Annotated in this window: 13 protein-coding genes; 5 read left to right on the top strand and 8 right to left on the bottom strand. The window is 69.0% G+C overall.

Annotated features, from left to right (window positions below; all coding sequences use genetic code 11):
• Positions 1-44 precede the first annotated feature (44 nt).
• A complete protein-coding gene (locus ACIBJH_RS40825; RefSeq protein ID WP_399122008.1) occupies positions 45-515 on the top strand; it encodes a hypothetical protein in 471 nt (156 codons plus the stop codon).
• 46 nt (positions 516-561) lie between these two features.
• On the opposite strand, the gene pyk is transcribed toward ACIBJH_RS40825, so the two are convergent.
• From pyk to pta, 3 genes are all read right to left on the bottom strand, one after another.
• Positions 562-1,992 (bottom strand): pyruvate kinase, encoded by a 1,431-nt coding sequence (gene pyk, locus ACIBJH_RS40820; RefSeq protein ID WP_399122007.1) that lies wholly within the window; start codon positions 1,990-1,992, stop codon positions 562-564.
• A gap of 73 nt (positions 1,993-2,065) precedes the next feature.
• Positions 2,066-3,277: an acetate kinase gene (locus ACIBJH_RS40815; RefSeq protein ID WP_399122005.1), complete on the bottom strand. Its 1,212-nt coding sequence runs from the start codon at positions 3,275-3,277 to the stop codon at positions 2,066-2,068.
• On the bottom strand, positions 3,274-5,373 hold the full coding sequence (pta, locus tag ACIBJH_RS40810) for a phosphate acetyltransferase (protein ID WP_399122004.1): 2,100 nt from the start codon (positions 5,371-5,373) through the stop codon (positions 3,274-3,276). The genes ACIBJH_RS40815 and pta overlap by 4 nt, the downstream gene beginning before the upstream one ends.
• Positions 5,374-5,573: 200 nt before the next feature.
• On the opposite strand from pta, the gene ACIBJH_RS40805 reads away from it, so the two are divergent.
• The gene (locus ACIBJH_RS40805) at positions 5,574-6,599 is read left to right on the top strand and encodes an ATP-dependent 6-phosphofructokinase (RefSeq protein WP_399122003.1); all 1,026 of its coding nucleotides are present in this window, start codon (positions 5,574-5,576) and stop codon (positions 6,597-6,599) included.
• Between the two features lie 69 nt (positions 6,600-6,668).
• Here ACIBJH_RS40805 and ACIBJH_RS40800 read toward each other — a convergent pair whose 3' ends face one another.
• Together ACIBJH_RS40800 and ACIBJH_RS40795 are read right to left on the bottom strand one after the other, a co-directional pair.
• On the bottom strand, positions 6,669-7,301 hold the full coding sequence (locus ACIBJH_RS40800) for an XRE family transcriptional regulator (protein WP_399122133.1): 633 nt from the start codon (positions 7,299-7,301) through the stop codon (positions 6,669-6,671).
• A gap of 482 nt (positions 7,302-7,783) precedes the next feature.
• On the bottom strand, positions 7,784-8,332 hold the full coding sequence (locus ACIBJH_RS40795; RefSeq protein WP_399122002.1) for a flavoprotein: 549 nt from the start codon (positions 8,330-8,332) through the stop codon (positions 7,784-7,786).
• A gap of 61 nt (positions 8,333-8,393) precedes the next feature.
• Here ACIBJH_RS40795 and ACIBJH_RS40790 point away from each other — a divergent pair, with 61 nt between their 5' ends.
• Genes ACIBJH_RS40790 through ACIBJH_RS40780 form a run of 3 tightly spaced genes read left to right on the top strand, consistent with a single transcriptional unit; the run spans position 8,394 to position 10,057 of the window.
• Positions 8,394-9,035, top strand: a complete 642-nt coding sequence (locus tag ACIBJH_RS40790) for an HAD family hydrolase (RefSeq protein ID WP_399122000.1) — start codon at positions 8,394-8,396, stop codon at positions 9,033-9,035.
• Positions 9,036-9,092: 57 nt separating this feature from the next.
• Entirely contained in the window at positions 9,093-9,548 is a 456-nt protein-coding gene (locus ACIBJH_RS40785) for a helix-turn-helix domain-containing protein (RefSeq protein ID WP_399121999.1), read from the top strand.
• Entirely contained in the window at positions 9,431-10,057 is a 627-nt protein-coding gene (locus ACIBJH_RS40780) for a hypothetical protein (RefSeq protein ID WP_399122142.1), read from the top strand. Before ACIBJH_RS40785 ends, ACIBJH_RS40780 begins: the two co-directional genes overlap by 118 nt.
• Before the next feature lie 7 nt (positions 10,058-10,064).
• On the opposite strand, the gene ACIBJH_RS40775 is transcribed toward ACIBJH_RS40780, so the two are convergent.
• The 3 genes from ACIBJH_RS40775 to ACIBJH_RS40765 all read right to left on the bottom strand — a co-directional run.
• On the bottom strand, positions 10,065-10,358 hold the full coding sequence (locus tag ACIBJH_RS40775) for a transposase (protein WP_399121998.1): 294 nt from the start codon (positions 10,356-10,358) through the stop codon (positions 10,065-10,067).
• Between the two features lie 13 nt (positions 10,359-10,371).
• On the bottom strand, positions 10,372-11,571 hold the full coding sequence (locus ACIBJH_RS40770) for an IS30 family transposase (RefSeq protein WP_399122132.1): 1,200 nt from the start codon (positions 11,569-11,571) through the stop codon (positions 10,372-10,374).
• A gap of 169 nt (positions 11,572-11,740) precedes the next feature.
• Positions 11,741-12,147 (bottom strand): DDE-type integrase/transposase/recombinase (locus ACIBJH_RS40765; protein ID WP_399121997.1); only part of this gene is annotated, 407 nt, incomplete at its 5' end.

Here is a 12,147-nt window from a genome sequence, read left to right as displayed (position 1 = left end):
AGTATCGTCTCGGCGGGGCACTGTTCTGTCCGGAGGGAGGGCAGATGATCGACTTCGCCTTCGAGCCGCATACGGACGACGACTCCTGGTCACCGGGTTGGCGGCCACCGGTCGCCGACCTGAGCGCCTCGGACTTCAGCCTGAGGTACTTCAAGGCCGACCTGAGGCTTGTCGTCCACGGCGTGGATCTCGGCGTGCGGCTGCTGGGGGAGCCCGTGGTGGACATCGCCCTGCTGCTGGACCACGCGGTGCGTGAACTGGAGGCGCACACCGACGTCGTGGTCGAGGCCTCCCTCACCCAGCACGTCTACTCCTTCCACCGCGAGGCGGGCACGGTCACTCTCACGACCGTGTGGCCTCCGGCGAAGGCCGAACTGACCTGGACCGAACTGGGGCAGCTCACCGACCGGGCCAAGACCGAGGCATACCGGCTGATCACCACCGCTCACCCGGAACTGCGCGCCAATGCGTGGCTGCGCGAGACGGTCGGAACAAGAACCGAGGGCGCCCCCTGATCGCAGGGGACGCCCTCAGCGCCGTACAAGAACCTTCAGGCGTACGTCAGTTGCCCTCGCCGCCGCCGAGGTGGTGGACGCGGAGCATGTTCGTCGTGCCGGCCACACCGGGAGGCGAACCGGCCGTGATGATGACGGTCTCGCCCGGGTTGAAGCGGTTGATCTTGGCGATCTCGCCGTCGACCATGTCGACCATCTCGTCCGTGCTGTTGACGAACGGCACCACGTGCGACTCCACGCCCCAGCTGAGCGTCAGCTGGTTGCGGGTGCCCTCGTCGGTGGTGAAGGCGACGATCGGCTGCGAGGCGCGGTAGCGGGACAGCCGGCGGGCGGTGTCACCGGACTGCGTGAACGCCACCAGGGCCCGGCCGCCGAGGAAGTCGGCGATCTCGCACGCGGCACGGGCGATCGAACCGCCCTGCGTCCGCGGCTTCTTGCCCGGCACGAGCGGCTGCAGGCCCTTGCTGAGCAGCTCCTCCTCGGCCGCCTGGACGATCTTCGACATCGTCTGCACGGTCTCGATCGGATAGGCGCCCACCGAGGACTCGGCGGACAGCATGACCGCGTCCGCGCCGTCCAGGATCGCGTTGGCCACGTCGGAGGCCTCGGCGCGCGTGGGGCGGGAGTTGGTGATCATCGACTCCATCATCTGGGTCGCCACGATCACCGGCTTGGCGTTGCGCCGGCACAGCTCCACCAGGCGCTTCTGCACCATCGGGACCTTCTCCAGCGGGTATTCGACGGCGAGGTCGCCACGGGCCACCATCACCGCGTCGAAGGCCGCGACCACGGCCTCCATGTTGGCGACCGCCTGCGGCTTCTCCACCTTGGCGATGACGGGGACCCGGCGGCCCTCCTCGTCCATCACCTTGTGGACGTCGTACACGTCACTGGCGTCGCGCACGAAGGACAGGGCGACCATGTCGCAGCCCATCCGCAGCGCGAAGCGCAGGTCCTCGACGTCCTTCTCGGAGAGCGCGGGCACGTTGACGGCCGCGCCGGGCAGGTTGATGCCCTTGTGGTCGGAGATGACGCCGCCCTCGATGACGATCGTCTTCACGCGGGGGCCTTCGACGCTGAGGACCTTCAGCTCGACGTTGCCGTCGTTGATGAGGACCTGGTCGCCGCGGGAGACGTCACCGGGCAGGCCCTTGTACGTCGTCCCGCAGATGGTCTTGTCGCCCGGGACGTCCTCGGTGGTGATGGTGAACTCGTCACCGCGCACCAGCTCGACGGGACCCTCCGCGAAGGTCTCCAGGCGGATCTTCGGGCCCTGCAGGTCGGCGAGGACGCCGATGGCACGGCCGGTCTCCTTGGCCGCGGCACGGACGCGGTCGTACCGCCCCTGGTGCTCGGCGTGGGTGCCGTGGCTGAAATTGAAGCGGGCCACATTCATGCCGGCCTCGATCAGCGACACCAACTGCTCGTGGGAGTCGACCGCGGGGCCGAGAGTACAGACGATTTTCGAACGGCGCATGGGACGATCCTATCGGTTTGTTTCGCTACGGAATATTCCGTCTGGCGGAAGATACAAATGGGCGGGCAGGCGCTCAGGCGTTGGAATTTCCGACCAGTGCATACGTCTGCGTGGCGATCTCCAATTCCTCGTCCGTCGGCACCACCGCGACCGCGACCCGCGACGACTCCGGCGAGATCAGCCGCGGCTCGTCACTCCGTACGGCGTTCAGCGCCCCGTCCACCTCAAGCCCCAGCAGCTCCAGGCCCGCGACGGAGGCCTCCCGCACGTCGCTGTCGTTCTCGCCGACCCCCGCCGTGAAGGCGACCGCGTCCACCTTGCCGAGTACCGCGCAGTAGGCACCGATGTACTTCTTCAATCGGTGAATGTAGATGTCGAAGGCCAACTCCGCCTGTTCGTCACCCTCGTCGATCCGGCGCCGGATCTCGCGCATGTCGTTGTCCCCGCACAACCCGATCAGACCGCTCTTCTTGTTGAGGAGAGTGTCGATCTCATCGGTGGACATTTCGCCAACACGCATCAAATGGAAGATGACGGCCGGATCCAGGTCTCCCGACCGGGTCCCCATCACCAGCCCCTCCAACGGCGTCAGCCCCATCGAGGTGTCCACACACCGTCCGCCTCGCACGGCCGAGGCGGACGCCCCGTTCCCGAGATGCAGCACGATGACATTCACGTCCTCGGGCGCCTTCCCCAGCAGCTTCGCCGTCGCCCGCGACACATACGCGTGCGAGGTCCCGTGGAACCCGTACCGCCGGATCCGGTACGCGTCCGCGGTCGCCACGTCGATCGCGTACCGCGCGGCCGACTCCGGCATCGTCGTGTGGAACGCGGTGTCGAACACGGCCACCTGCGGCAGATCCGGCCGCAGCGCCATCGCGGTCCGGATCCCGACGAGGTTCGCCGGATTGTGCAGCGGAGCGACGGGGATCAGCCGCTCGATCTCGGCGAGCACGGTGTCGTCGATGATCGTGGGCGCGGTGAAGGTCTGCCCGCCGTGCACGACCCGGTGCCCGATGGCCGCGAGTTCGGGAGAGTCCAACCCGAGCCCGTCCGTGGCGAGTTGCTCCGCTACAGCCTTCAGGGCGGCCTCGTGGTCGCCGATCGGTCCGATCCATTCCCGTACGGCGCCGGTCGTGACGCAGGTGTGCTTGAGCCGGGAGGTCTCCTCGCCGATGCGCTCGACGAGCCCCAGGGCCAGCCGCTCGCCGTCGCGCATGTCGAGCAGCTGGTACTTCACCGACGAGGAGCCGGAGTTGAGGACGAGGACACGGGTCGCGGTCACTGCTGGGGGGCCTTCTCGTTCGAGGTCTTCGGGTTCTGGGCCTGGATCGCCGTGATGGCGACGGTGTTGACGATGTCCGAGACGAGGGCGCCCCGGGACAGGTCGTTGACCGGCTTGCGCAGCCCCTGGAGCACCGGACCGACGGCGATCGCGCCGGCCGAACGCTGCACGGCCTTGTAGGTGTTGTTGCCGGTGTTGAGGTCGGGGAAGATCAACACGCTTGCGCGGCCCGCGACTTCGGACTCCGGCATCTTGGTGGCGGCGACACTCGGCTCGACGGCGGCGTCGTACTGGATGGGCCCCTCGATCCGTAGATCGGCCCGCCGCAGCCGCACCAACTCCGTCGCCTCGCGCACCTTGTCGACGTCGGCGCCCGAGCCGGACGTACCGGTGGAGTACGACAGCATGGCGATCCGCGCCGCGACGCCGAACTGCTCGGCGGTGGTGGCCGATTGGATGGCGATGTCGGCCAACTGCTCGGCGTTCGGGTCGGGGTTGACGGCACAGTCGCCGTACACCAGCACCTTGTCGGCGAGGCACATGAAGAAGACGGACGAGACGATGTCGGCGTCCGGCTTGGTCTTGATGATCTCGAAGGCGGGGCGGATGGTGGCGGCCGTGGAGTGCACGGCGCCGGAGACCATCCCGTCGGCGAGCCCGGCCTGCACCATCAGGGTGCCGAAGTAGTTCACGTCGGCGACGACGTCGTAGGCGAGTTCGACGGTCACGCCCTTGTGGGCGCGGAGTTCGGCGTACGTCTCGGCGAAGCGGTCGCGGAGTTCGGAGGTCCCCGGGTCGATCAGCTGGGCGGCGCTGAGGTCGATACCGAGGTCGGCGGCCTTCTTGCGGATCTGGTCCTCGGGGCCGAGCAGGGTCAGCTCGCAGACGCCCCGGCGCAGCAGCACCTCGGCGGCGTGCAGGACACGGGGCTCGGTGCCCTCGGGGAGGACGATCCGGCGCTTGTCGGAGCGGGCCCGCTCCAGGAGTGTGTGCTCGAACATCATCGGGGTGAGGCGGTCGCTGCTCGGCGCGGAGACCCGCCTGAGCAGGTCGCTCGTGTCGACGTACCGCTCGAAGAGGCCGAGCGCGGTCTCCGCCTTGCGCGGGGTGGCCGCGTTCAACTTCCCTTCCAGGGCGAAGAGTTCGCCGGCGGTGGGGAAGGAGTTCCCGGCCACCGAGATCACCGGCGTGCCCGGGGCGAGGCGGGCGGCGAGGGTGAGGATCCCGTCGCTCGGCACCTCGTTCAGGGTGAGCAGCACGCCGGCTATCGGCGGGGTGCCGGCACTGTGCGCGGCCAGCGCCCCGACGACGAGGTCGGCGCGGTCGCCCGGGGTGACGACCAGGCAGCCCGGGGTCAGCGCCTTGAGGAAGTTGGGCAGCATCGCCCCGCCGAACACGAAGTCCAGCGCGTCCCGCGCGAGCCCCGAGTCGTCCCCGAGGACCACCCGGCCGCCGAGGGCGTGGGTGATCTGCGCGACGGTCGGCGCGGAGAGCGCGGGCTCGTCCGGTACGACGTAACAGGGCACCGGCAGCCGGGAGGTGAGGCGCTGGGCGATCTCCTCCCGGTCCTCGCGGGCGACCCGGTTGGTGACCATGGCGAGGACGTCGCAGCCGAGGCCGTCGTACGCCCGGTACGCGTTGCGGGTCTCCGCGAGCACGGACTCGGAGGTCTGCTTGCGTCCGCCGACGACGGGGATCACGGACGCGCCGAACTCGTTGGCGAGACGGGCGTTGAGGGCCAGCTCGTCCGGGAACTGGGTGTCCGCGAAGTCGGTCCCCAGGACGAGGACGACCTCGTAGTCCCGGGCGACGAGATGGAACCGCTCGACGAGCGTCGACACCAGCTCGTCCGTCCCCTGCTCGGCCTGGAGGGCGGACGCCTCGTGGTAGTCCATGCCGTAGACGGTCGCCGGGTCCTGGGAGAGCCGGTAGCGGGCGCGCAGCAGTTCGAACAGCCGATCGGGATCGTCGTGGACGAGAGGCCGGAACACCCCCACCCGGTCGACCTGCCGGGTCAGGAGTTCCATGACCCCCAGCTCGACGACCTGACGGCCGTCGCCGCGATCGATCCCGGTCACGTACACGCTGCGGGTCACGCGTGCTACCTCGCTTCGTTTCGCTGGTCAAATCCGGTGGTCATAAAAATCGCCCACCGAGGTGAGCAGAACCCTCTTGACAATACCTCCGGGGGTGGTTAAGACGCCCCTCGGTCCGACGGGAGCGGCATCGCCCCGGGGGACGTGAAACAATCGGATCCGGCTCACCGGTCTCAACAGCGAGCAGGAGACACAGCACGATGCGCATCGGAGTTCTCACCGCAGGCGGCGACTGCCCCGGCCTGAACGCAGTGATCCGATCGGTCGTGCACCGAGCGGTCGACAACTACGGCGACGAGGTCATCGGCTTCGAGGACGGCTACGCCGGGCTGCTCGAAGGCCACTACCGCGCCCTCGACCTCGACGCGGTCAGCGGCATCCTCGCCCGCGGCGGCACGATCCTGGGGTCCTCCCGCCTGGAGCGCGACCGCCTGCGCGAGGCCTGCGAGAACGCGCTCGACATCGCCCGTGACTTCGGCATCGACGCGCTGATCCCGATCGGCGGCGAAGGAACCCTGACAGCGGCGCGGATGCTGTCGGACGCGGGCCTGCCGGTGGTCGGCGTCCCCAAGACGATCGACAACGACATCTCGGGGACCGACCGGACGTTCGGCTTCGACACGGCGGTCGGGGTCGCGACGGAGGCGATGGACCGCCTGAAGACCACGGCGGAGTCCCACCAGCGGGTGATGGTCGTCGAGGTCATGGGCCGGCACGCGGGCTGGATCGCGCTGGAGTCCGGGATGGCGGCGGGCGCCCACGGCATCTGCCTGCCCGAGCGCCCCTTCGACCCCGCCGACCTGGTCAAGATGGTCGAGGAACGCTTCGCCCGCGGCAAGCGGTTCGCCGTCGTCTGCGTCGCCGAGGGCGCGCACCCCGCCGAGGGCTCCATGGACTACGGCAAGGGCGAGATCGACGCGTTCGGCCACGAGCGCTTCCAGGGCATCGGCACGGCACTGGCGTACGAACTCGAACGCCGCCTCGGCAAGGAGGCCAAGCCGGTCATCCTCGGCCACGTCCAGCGCGGCGGCGTACCGACCGCGTACGACAGGGTGCTGGCGACGCGGTTCGGCTGGCACGCGGTGGAGGCCGCGCACCGGGGCGACTTCGGACGGATGACGGCGCTGCGCGGCACCGAGGTGGTGATGGTGCCGCTGGCGGAGGCGGTCACGGAGCTGAAGACGGTGCCGAAGGACCGGATGGACGAGGCGGAGTCGGTCTTCTAGGGCCGGTAGGTCCCGTAGGTGTGGCGGGTCCGGTCTGTTCAGACCGGACGCCTGTTCAGACCGGCCTGTTCAGTAGGTGTTGCCCTTCTCGACCACGGCCCAGAAACGGCTGATGATCTGGTCGAGGAAGTCGCGCCCGGCCTCGCTCGCGTCGCCGGGCGAGTTGCCGCCGGCCCAGCTGAGCGTGGCGAGCATCCGCCCCTGGTATTCCTGGTGCAGCTCCTTGAGGGATTCCTCCAGGACGTGCCGCTCCAGGGGCACCATTTTGCCGATCGGCCGTACGGCGGCCTGCCAGCGAGTGGTCACGGCGCCGCGCAGCAACTCCGCGAGTTTCGCGTCGCGTCCGGTGACGCTGATGAAGTCGGGCAGCGAGAGGTCGAGCAGATCGGCGAGCGTGGCGGACTGGCGCTCGGTGCCGCGCCACTCGTCGTTCTCCTCCATCCGCAAATACACGAGGAGTTCGAGCCCGACGGCACGGGCGATGTCCTCCGGCGCGAGGCCACGGGCGAGACGGTGCTCACGCAGCGTGCGTGGCCTGCCGATGAGTTCACTCGCGGAACACCACAACACGCCCGCGAGCGCGGTGAGTTCGGGACTCGACGGCGCGGTGAGCCCACGCTCCCAGGCGATGACCAGGTCAGGCGTGACATAGGGCAGCCCGAACGACACACGCATCCCGTACGCGACGTGTTCGGGACCCATGTCGAGAGCGGTCCGGAGCCTGCGGGCGGCGGGGGCGTTGAACGGCGGAGTGGGCGGCGTGGACTGGCTGTGTCGAGCTGGGGGTCGGCGCACGGGGCACAAGCTAGGGGCGCCCGAGTGCGGTGACTACGGTCTGTTCGGCCAGGATTACGGATTGTAGGAACGTACGGATCCGGTCGCGTGGGGGAGATCGAACGCGGCTGGGGGTGGCGTGCGCGGTGACGGTGCGTGGCGGCCGGAGGGGGTGTCTGGTGGCCGAGGTGCGGTGAATATGCCGATCTACCTTGCCATTTGCCTGGGTGGCGGGCACTGGCCGAGGGGGTGGGGGTGGTCCGGCCGGTCTCGGGTGTGTGCGCGGGGGTCGAAGGGGAGTGCGTTTGTGGTGGGGGTGATGATCGGGTGTGGGGGGAAGTGGGGGGTGGCGGGAATTCGACGGTGGGGGTGCGTTTCGGAACACCAACTGCCGGTCGAGGGCCGGTGGTTCAGGTGCGGCTCGCCTCCACGGCCGCATCGAGCACCAGCGCCCAGGGGAACTCCCTCGGCTTGCCCTGTCCGGGCCGGTTCGGCACGAAGCCGCCCTCGCCGTAGAGGAGTTGCACGCCCATGGCACGCAACTCGGCGATGCTCCGCTCGAATTGCCGGTGCTGCACATAGGCCGAGTTGACGCAGGGCATCGCGACAATCGGGATGCCCTTCCCGATGCCCTCGGCGACGACACCCACCACGAAGTCGTGAGTCAGCCCCAGCGCCCATGAGTTGACGGTGTTGAAGGTCGCCGGCGCAACCGCGATCACGTCCGCCTTCGGCCAGACGTCCGGCTCACCCGGCATCTTGTACTCGCTACGGACCGGGTGCCCCGTCAGCAGCGCGAGCGCGCCGAGCCGGGGTTCGAGCCAACGGGCGGCGGTGGGGGTGAGACCGAGGCACACGTCGAAGCCGCGGGACTGCGCGTCCTCGATGACCTCGGCGATGTCGAGGGTGGGGGGTGCGGCGGAGGCGAAGAGGTAGAGGACACGGGAGGGCGTGGTCATGAGGGCCATCCGATCACGGGCAACCATCGCTGGTGCCTCGTGACCGCCTAGGCTTCGAGGGGTGATTGAGACCATCGTGTTCGACGTCGGCGAGACGATCACCCGAGACGACCGGTACTGGCAGTCGTGGGCCGACTGGCTGGACGTTCCTCGTCATACCCTCTCCGCGCTGGTCGGGGCTGTCGTGGCCCGGGGGCAGGACAATGCGGAGGCGCTCCGGCTCGTCCGGCCGGGTGTCGACGTCGCCGCCGAGTACCGCGCACGCGAAGCCGCTGGCCAGGGTGAGTACCTCGACGAGAGCGACCTCTACGACGACGTCCGCCCGGCCCTGTCCGCACTTCGCGAACTCGGAGTGCGGGTCATCGTCGCCGGGAACCAGACTTCCCGCGCCGGCGAGTTGCTGCGTGCCCTCGACCTGCCCGCGGATCTCGTCGTCACGTCGGGGGAGTGGGGCGTGGCGAAGCCACAACCGGAGTTCTTCGAGCGCGTGCTTGAGGTGGCTCAGGCGGCGCCGGACCGGACGGTCTACGTCGGCGACCACCCGGCCAACGACATCTTCCCCGCCAAGCGGGCGGGGCTGCGCGTCGCGCATGTCCGCCGTGGCCCATGGGGGCATCTGTGGGCGGACGACGCCAAGGTCGTGGCGGAGGCGGACTGGCGTATCGACGGCCTTGGCCGGCTGACGTCGATCGTGGCGGACTGACGGAAACGGCTCGGCTCCGCTGGCCTTGCCCGGTGGAGCCGTTCGCGTGCACGTGGTGTGTCGGTGTCGGTGTCGGTACGGTTCGGAGCAGACGCCCTCAAGTGGAGCCCGAATGACCGTGTTCGCGAGCGACGGAGTCGGAAGGCGGATCGCCTACTACCGCAGTGTCGCGCGTCCGAAGGTGACGCAACGACAGCTCGCCGATGCGGCAGCGTCGCTCTGGGAACCATCCGCAAGATCGAACGCGGTGAACGCGGCGTCACGGACACCACCCTCGAAGCCATCGCGCACGCGCTGGGCGTCGATCCGATCCGGCTGCGGGCCGATCGACGTCCCGCGCAAGGGGCCGTCCGTGACGCCCTGCCCACGCTTCCGCCGCGATCGCCGCCTACGACGTGCCCGAGGACGGCCCGACACGCTCCCTGCGCAGCCTGCGTGTGGCCGTGGACGAGGCCGTCGACCGGCGACTGGGCGCCCAATACACGCGTATCGTCCGCACGCTCCCCGACCTGATCGCCGAACTCACGCGCGCCTACCACCGAACCACCACCCACGAGCGGTCCGAACTGGCCGCCCTCCTGGTCAGTGCCTACCGCTCCGCCGACGCCGTGGCCTACAAGTACGGTGCCCGCGACCTGTCCGCGCGACTTGTCGAACTGATGCGGTGGGCCGCTCCCGAGGCCGGCGACGCGCTGCTGTCGGCGTCCGTCGCCTACGTCCGTACCGAGACGTTCTTCGCGGCCCACGCCTACGCCGCCGGGCTCCGCGCTCTGGAACACGCGCTGGATTCCGTACCCGCCCCCAATGAGCCGCCGGAGATCGCGACCCGCGGTGCGCTCCATATGAGGGCCGCGGTCATCGCAGGCCGAGCGCGCGATGTCGCAGCGGCCGCTAGCCACATGAGCGAGGCCCGCGCTCTCGCGGACCAGGTCACCGAGGGCGTGCGCTACGGCACCGCGTTCGGCCCCGACTCCGTTCGCATCCACGAGGTGAGCTGTCCCGAGTTTCGTAGAGTCCGATGATGTTGGTTCAGGCGGACTGCGGGACTTGTTCCAGGCTCTGCCAGAAGTCCCGTTCGTACTCGCTGGGCGGTACGTAGTCGAGGGCGGAGTGGAGGCGTTCTTCGTTGTACCACGTGACCCACTGGAAGATCGCTCGTTCGACCTGGTCGACGTCCCGCCAGGGGCCCTGCATCTCGATCAGCTCAGCTTTGAAGGTGCCGTTCAGTGCCTCGGCCATGGCGTTGTCATAGGAGTCGGCGACGGAGCCGACCGACGCGGAGGCACCGATGTCCGACAGCCGTTCCGTGTAGCGAATTGACACGTATTGGGCGAGTTCAACGAGTCGTTGCAACACCGGGCTGTTGCAGCGAGCGTAGCTGCTCTTCGAAGACCTCGGCGGGTGTCCGCCAGCCGAGGGTCTTGCGGGGCCGGTTGTTGATCGCCATGGCGACGGCTTCGAGGTCCGTGGACGACCACCGGGACAGATCGGTGCCCTTCGGGAAGTACTGACGCAGCAGCCCGTTCGTGTTCTCGTTCGTCGGTCGTTGCCAGGGCGAGTGAGGATCGGCGAAGAACACCTTCGTCCCGGTATCGAGGGCGAACTGGGCGTGGCCGGAGAGTTCCTTTCCGCGGTCCCAGGTGAGAGTTTTGCGTAGCTGCTCGGGCAGCTGCGTCATCGACGTCGTGAGCGCCGTGTTCATCGCGATCGCGCCATAGCCCCCGAGTGAGGTGCCGTTCTTCACGGGCGGATTCTCGCCCCAGCCCTCGAGCCGGGGCAGGTGCACCAGGAGCGTGGAGCGGCTGCTGCGCTCGACGAGCGTGCCGATCGCGGATCGGCCCGTTCCGATGATCAAATCGCCTTCCCAGTGTCCGGGGACCGCGCGGTCCCCGGCCTCGGCGGGGCGTTCGCTGAGGACGACGTCCGCGGTGACATGCCCCTGCGGCTTGTTCTGCGACCGTGCACGGGGAGTCCGCAGCGCCCGGCCGGTGCGCAGGCACGTGACCAGTTCCCGCTTGAGCGCGCCACGGCCCTCGATGAACAGCGCCTGGTAGATCGCTTCGTGGCTGATGCGCATGGACTCATCATCGGGGAAGTCGGCATGGAGACGGTGCGAGATCTGCTCCGGGCTCCATGCCGTCGCCCATCGTCTGTCCTGCCGGTGCGGCTTGTTCAGCCCCTTCCACGCGGGCGTCCTGGGTCCGGGGACGATCGTGTTGTCGGGGCGGCGGACGCTGCCGGCGAGCCGGTCCTGCACGTACTCACGCAACCTGTCGTTGCCTGTGAGCTTCGCGGTCTTCGGGCGCTTGGCGGCCTGCTGTGCTTTCCACTGGGCGACCGTCGCGCGGTACTCCTGCTTGCCGCTGCGCGTGGCGGCGTTGCGGCGCAGTTCGCGAGAGATCGTTCCGGGGTCACGCCCCAGGGCGCGGGCGATCTCGCGCACGCCCTTGTTCATCGCTCTGAGGATCGCGATCTCCTCGCGCTCCTCGAAGGCAAGGTACCGGCCCGTGGGCTCGGCCAACGAGATCGGAGGCATGCCGCCAGCGTGACGAAACCACCTCGCACCCACCGGCCACGACACGCCGACCGCCAACGACGCCTCCACCGTCGTGACCCCTGTGGCGATCAGCCGCCAGAACTGGCGCTGCACGACCCGAGACGGATCAGGCCGCCCCGGCGAACGCATCGCCGGCCGCAACGCACGATCAGCGCGCCACTGCCGACGCCGACCCTCCGGAACATCGCTGGTCTTCAAACTCCAGTCCGCCGTGGCCACGTCGCACACCTCCGAGATCAAAGTGTTGCGACGACCAGTTGAATCCACCTTGCGACCCCCTGTCGGAGCGGTGGACCAGGCCGGAGCCCTTCTTGATCCGCCGACGCCAGAGCGTCATCTCAAGTGCGTCCAGGGGGAGTTCGGTCCGCATATGGTTCGCGATCTGCCAGCCGACGATCACGCGGGAGAACACGTCCAGGACGAAGGCGACGTAAGCCCAGCCGGACCAGGTCCTGACATAGGTCATGTCGGCGACCCAGAGCCGGTCGGGGCCGTCGGCGGTGAAGTCCCGGTCGACCAGGTCCGGCGGCCTGGGCGCCGATGGTTCGGACACCG

Origin of the sequence: Streptomyces sp. NPDC050548, from assembly GCF_044457385.1 — a bacterium.
GTDB lineage: Bacteria > Actinomycetota > Actinomycetes > Streptomycetales > Streptomycetaceae > Streptomyces.
The sequence above is the reverse complement of the archived record's forward strand: the minus strand, read 5'-3'. Positions and strand labels throughout refer to the sequence as shown.

Excerpts from the sequence above, each read along its gene's own strand:
- pyk (WP_399122007.1), bottom strand. The coding sequence starts at position 1,992 with ATGCGCCGTTCGAAAATCGTCTGTACTCTCGGCCCCGCGGTCGACTCC.
- ACIBJH_RS40800 (WP_399122133.1), bottom strand. The coding sequence starts at position 7,301 with ATGGGTCCCGAACACGTCGCGTACGGGATGCGTGTGTCGTTCGGGCTG.
- ACIBJH_RS40795 (WP_399122002.1), bottom strand. The coding sequence starts at position 8,332 with ATGACCACGCCCTCCCGTGTCCTCTACCTCTTCGCCTCCGCCGCACCC.
- ACIBJH_RS40825 (WP_399122008.1), top strand. The coding sequence starts at position 45 with ATGATCGACTTCGCCTTCGAGCCGCATACGGACGACGACTCCTGGTCA.
- ACIBJH_RS40770 (WP_399122132.1), bottom strand. The coding sequence starts at position 11,571 with ATGCCTCCGATCTCGTTGGCCGAGCCCACGGGCCGGTACCTTGCCTTC.
- ACIBJH_RS40805 (WP_399122003.1), top strand. The coding sequence starts at position 5,574 with ATGCGCATCGGAGTTCTCACCGCAGGCGGCGACTGCCCCGGCCTGAAC.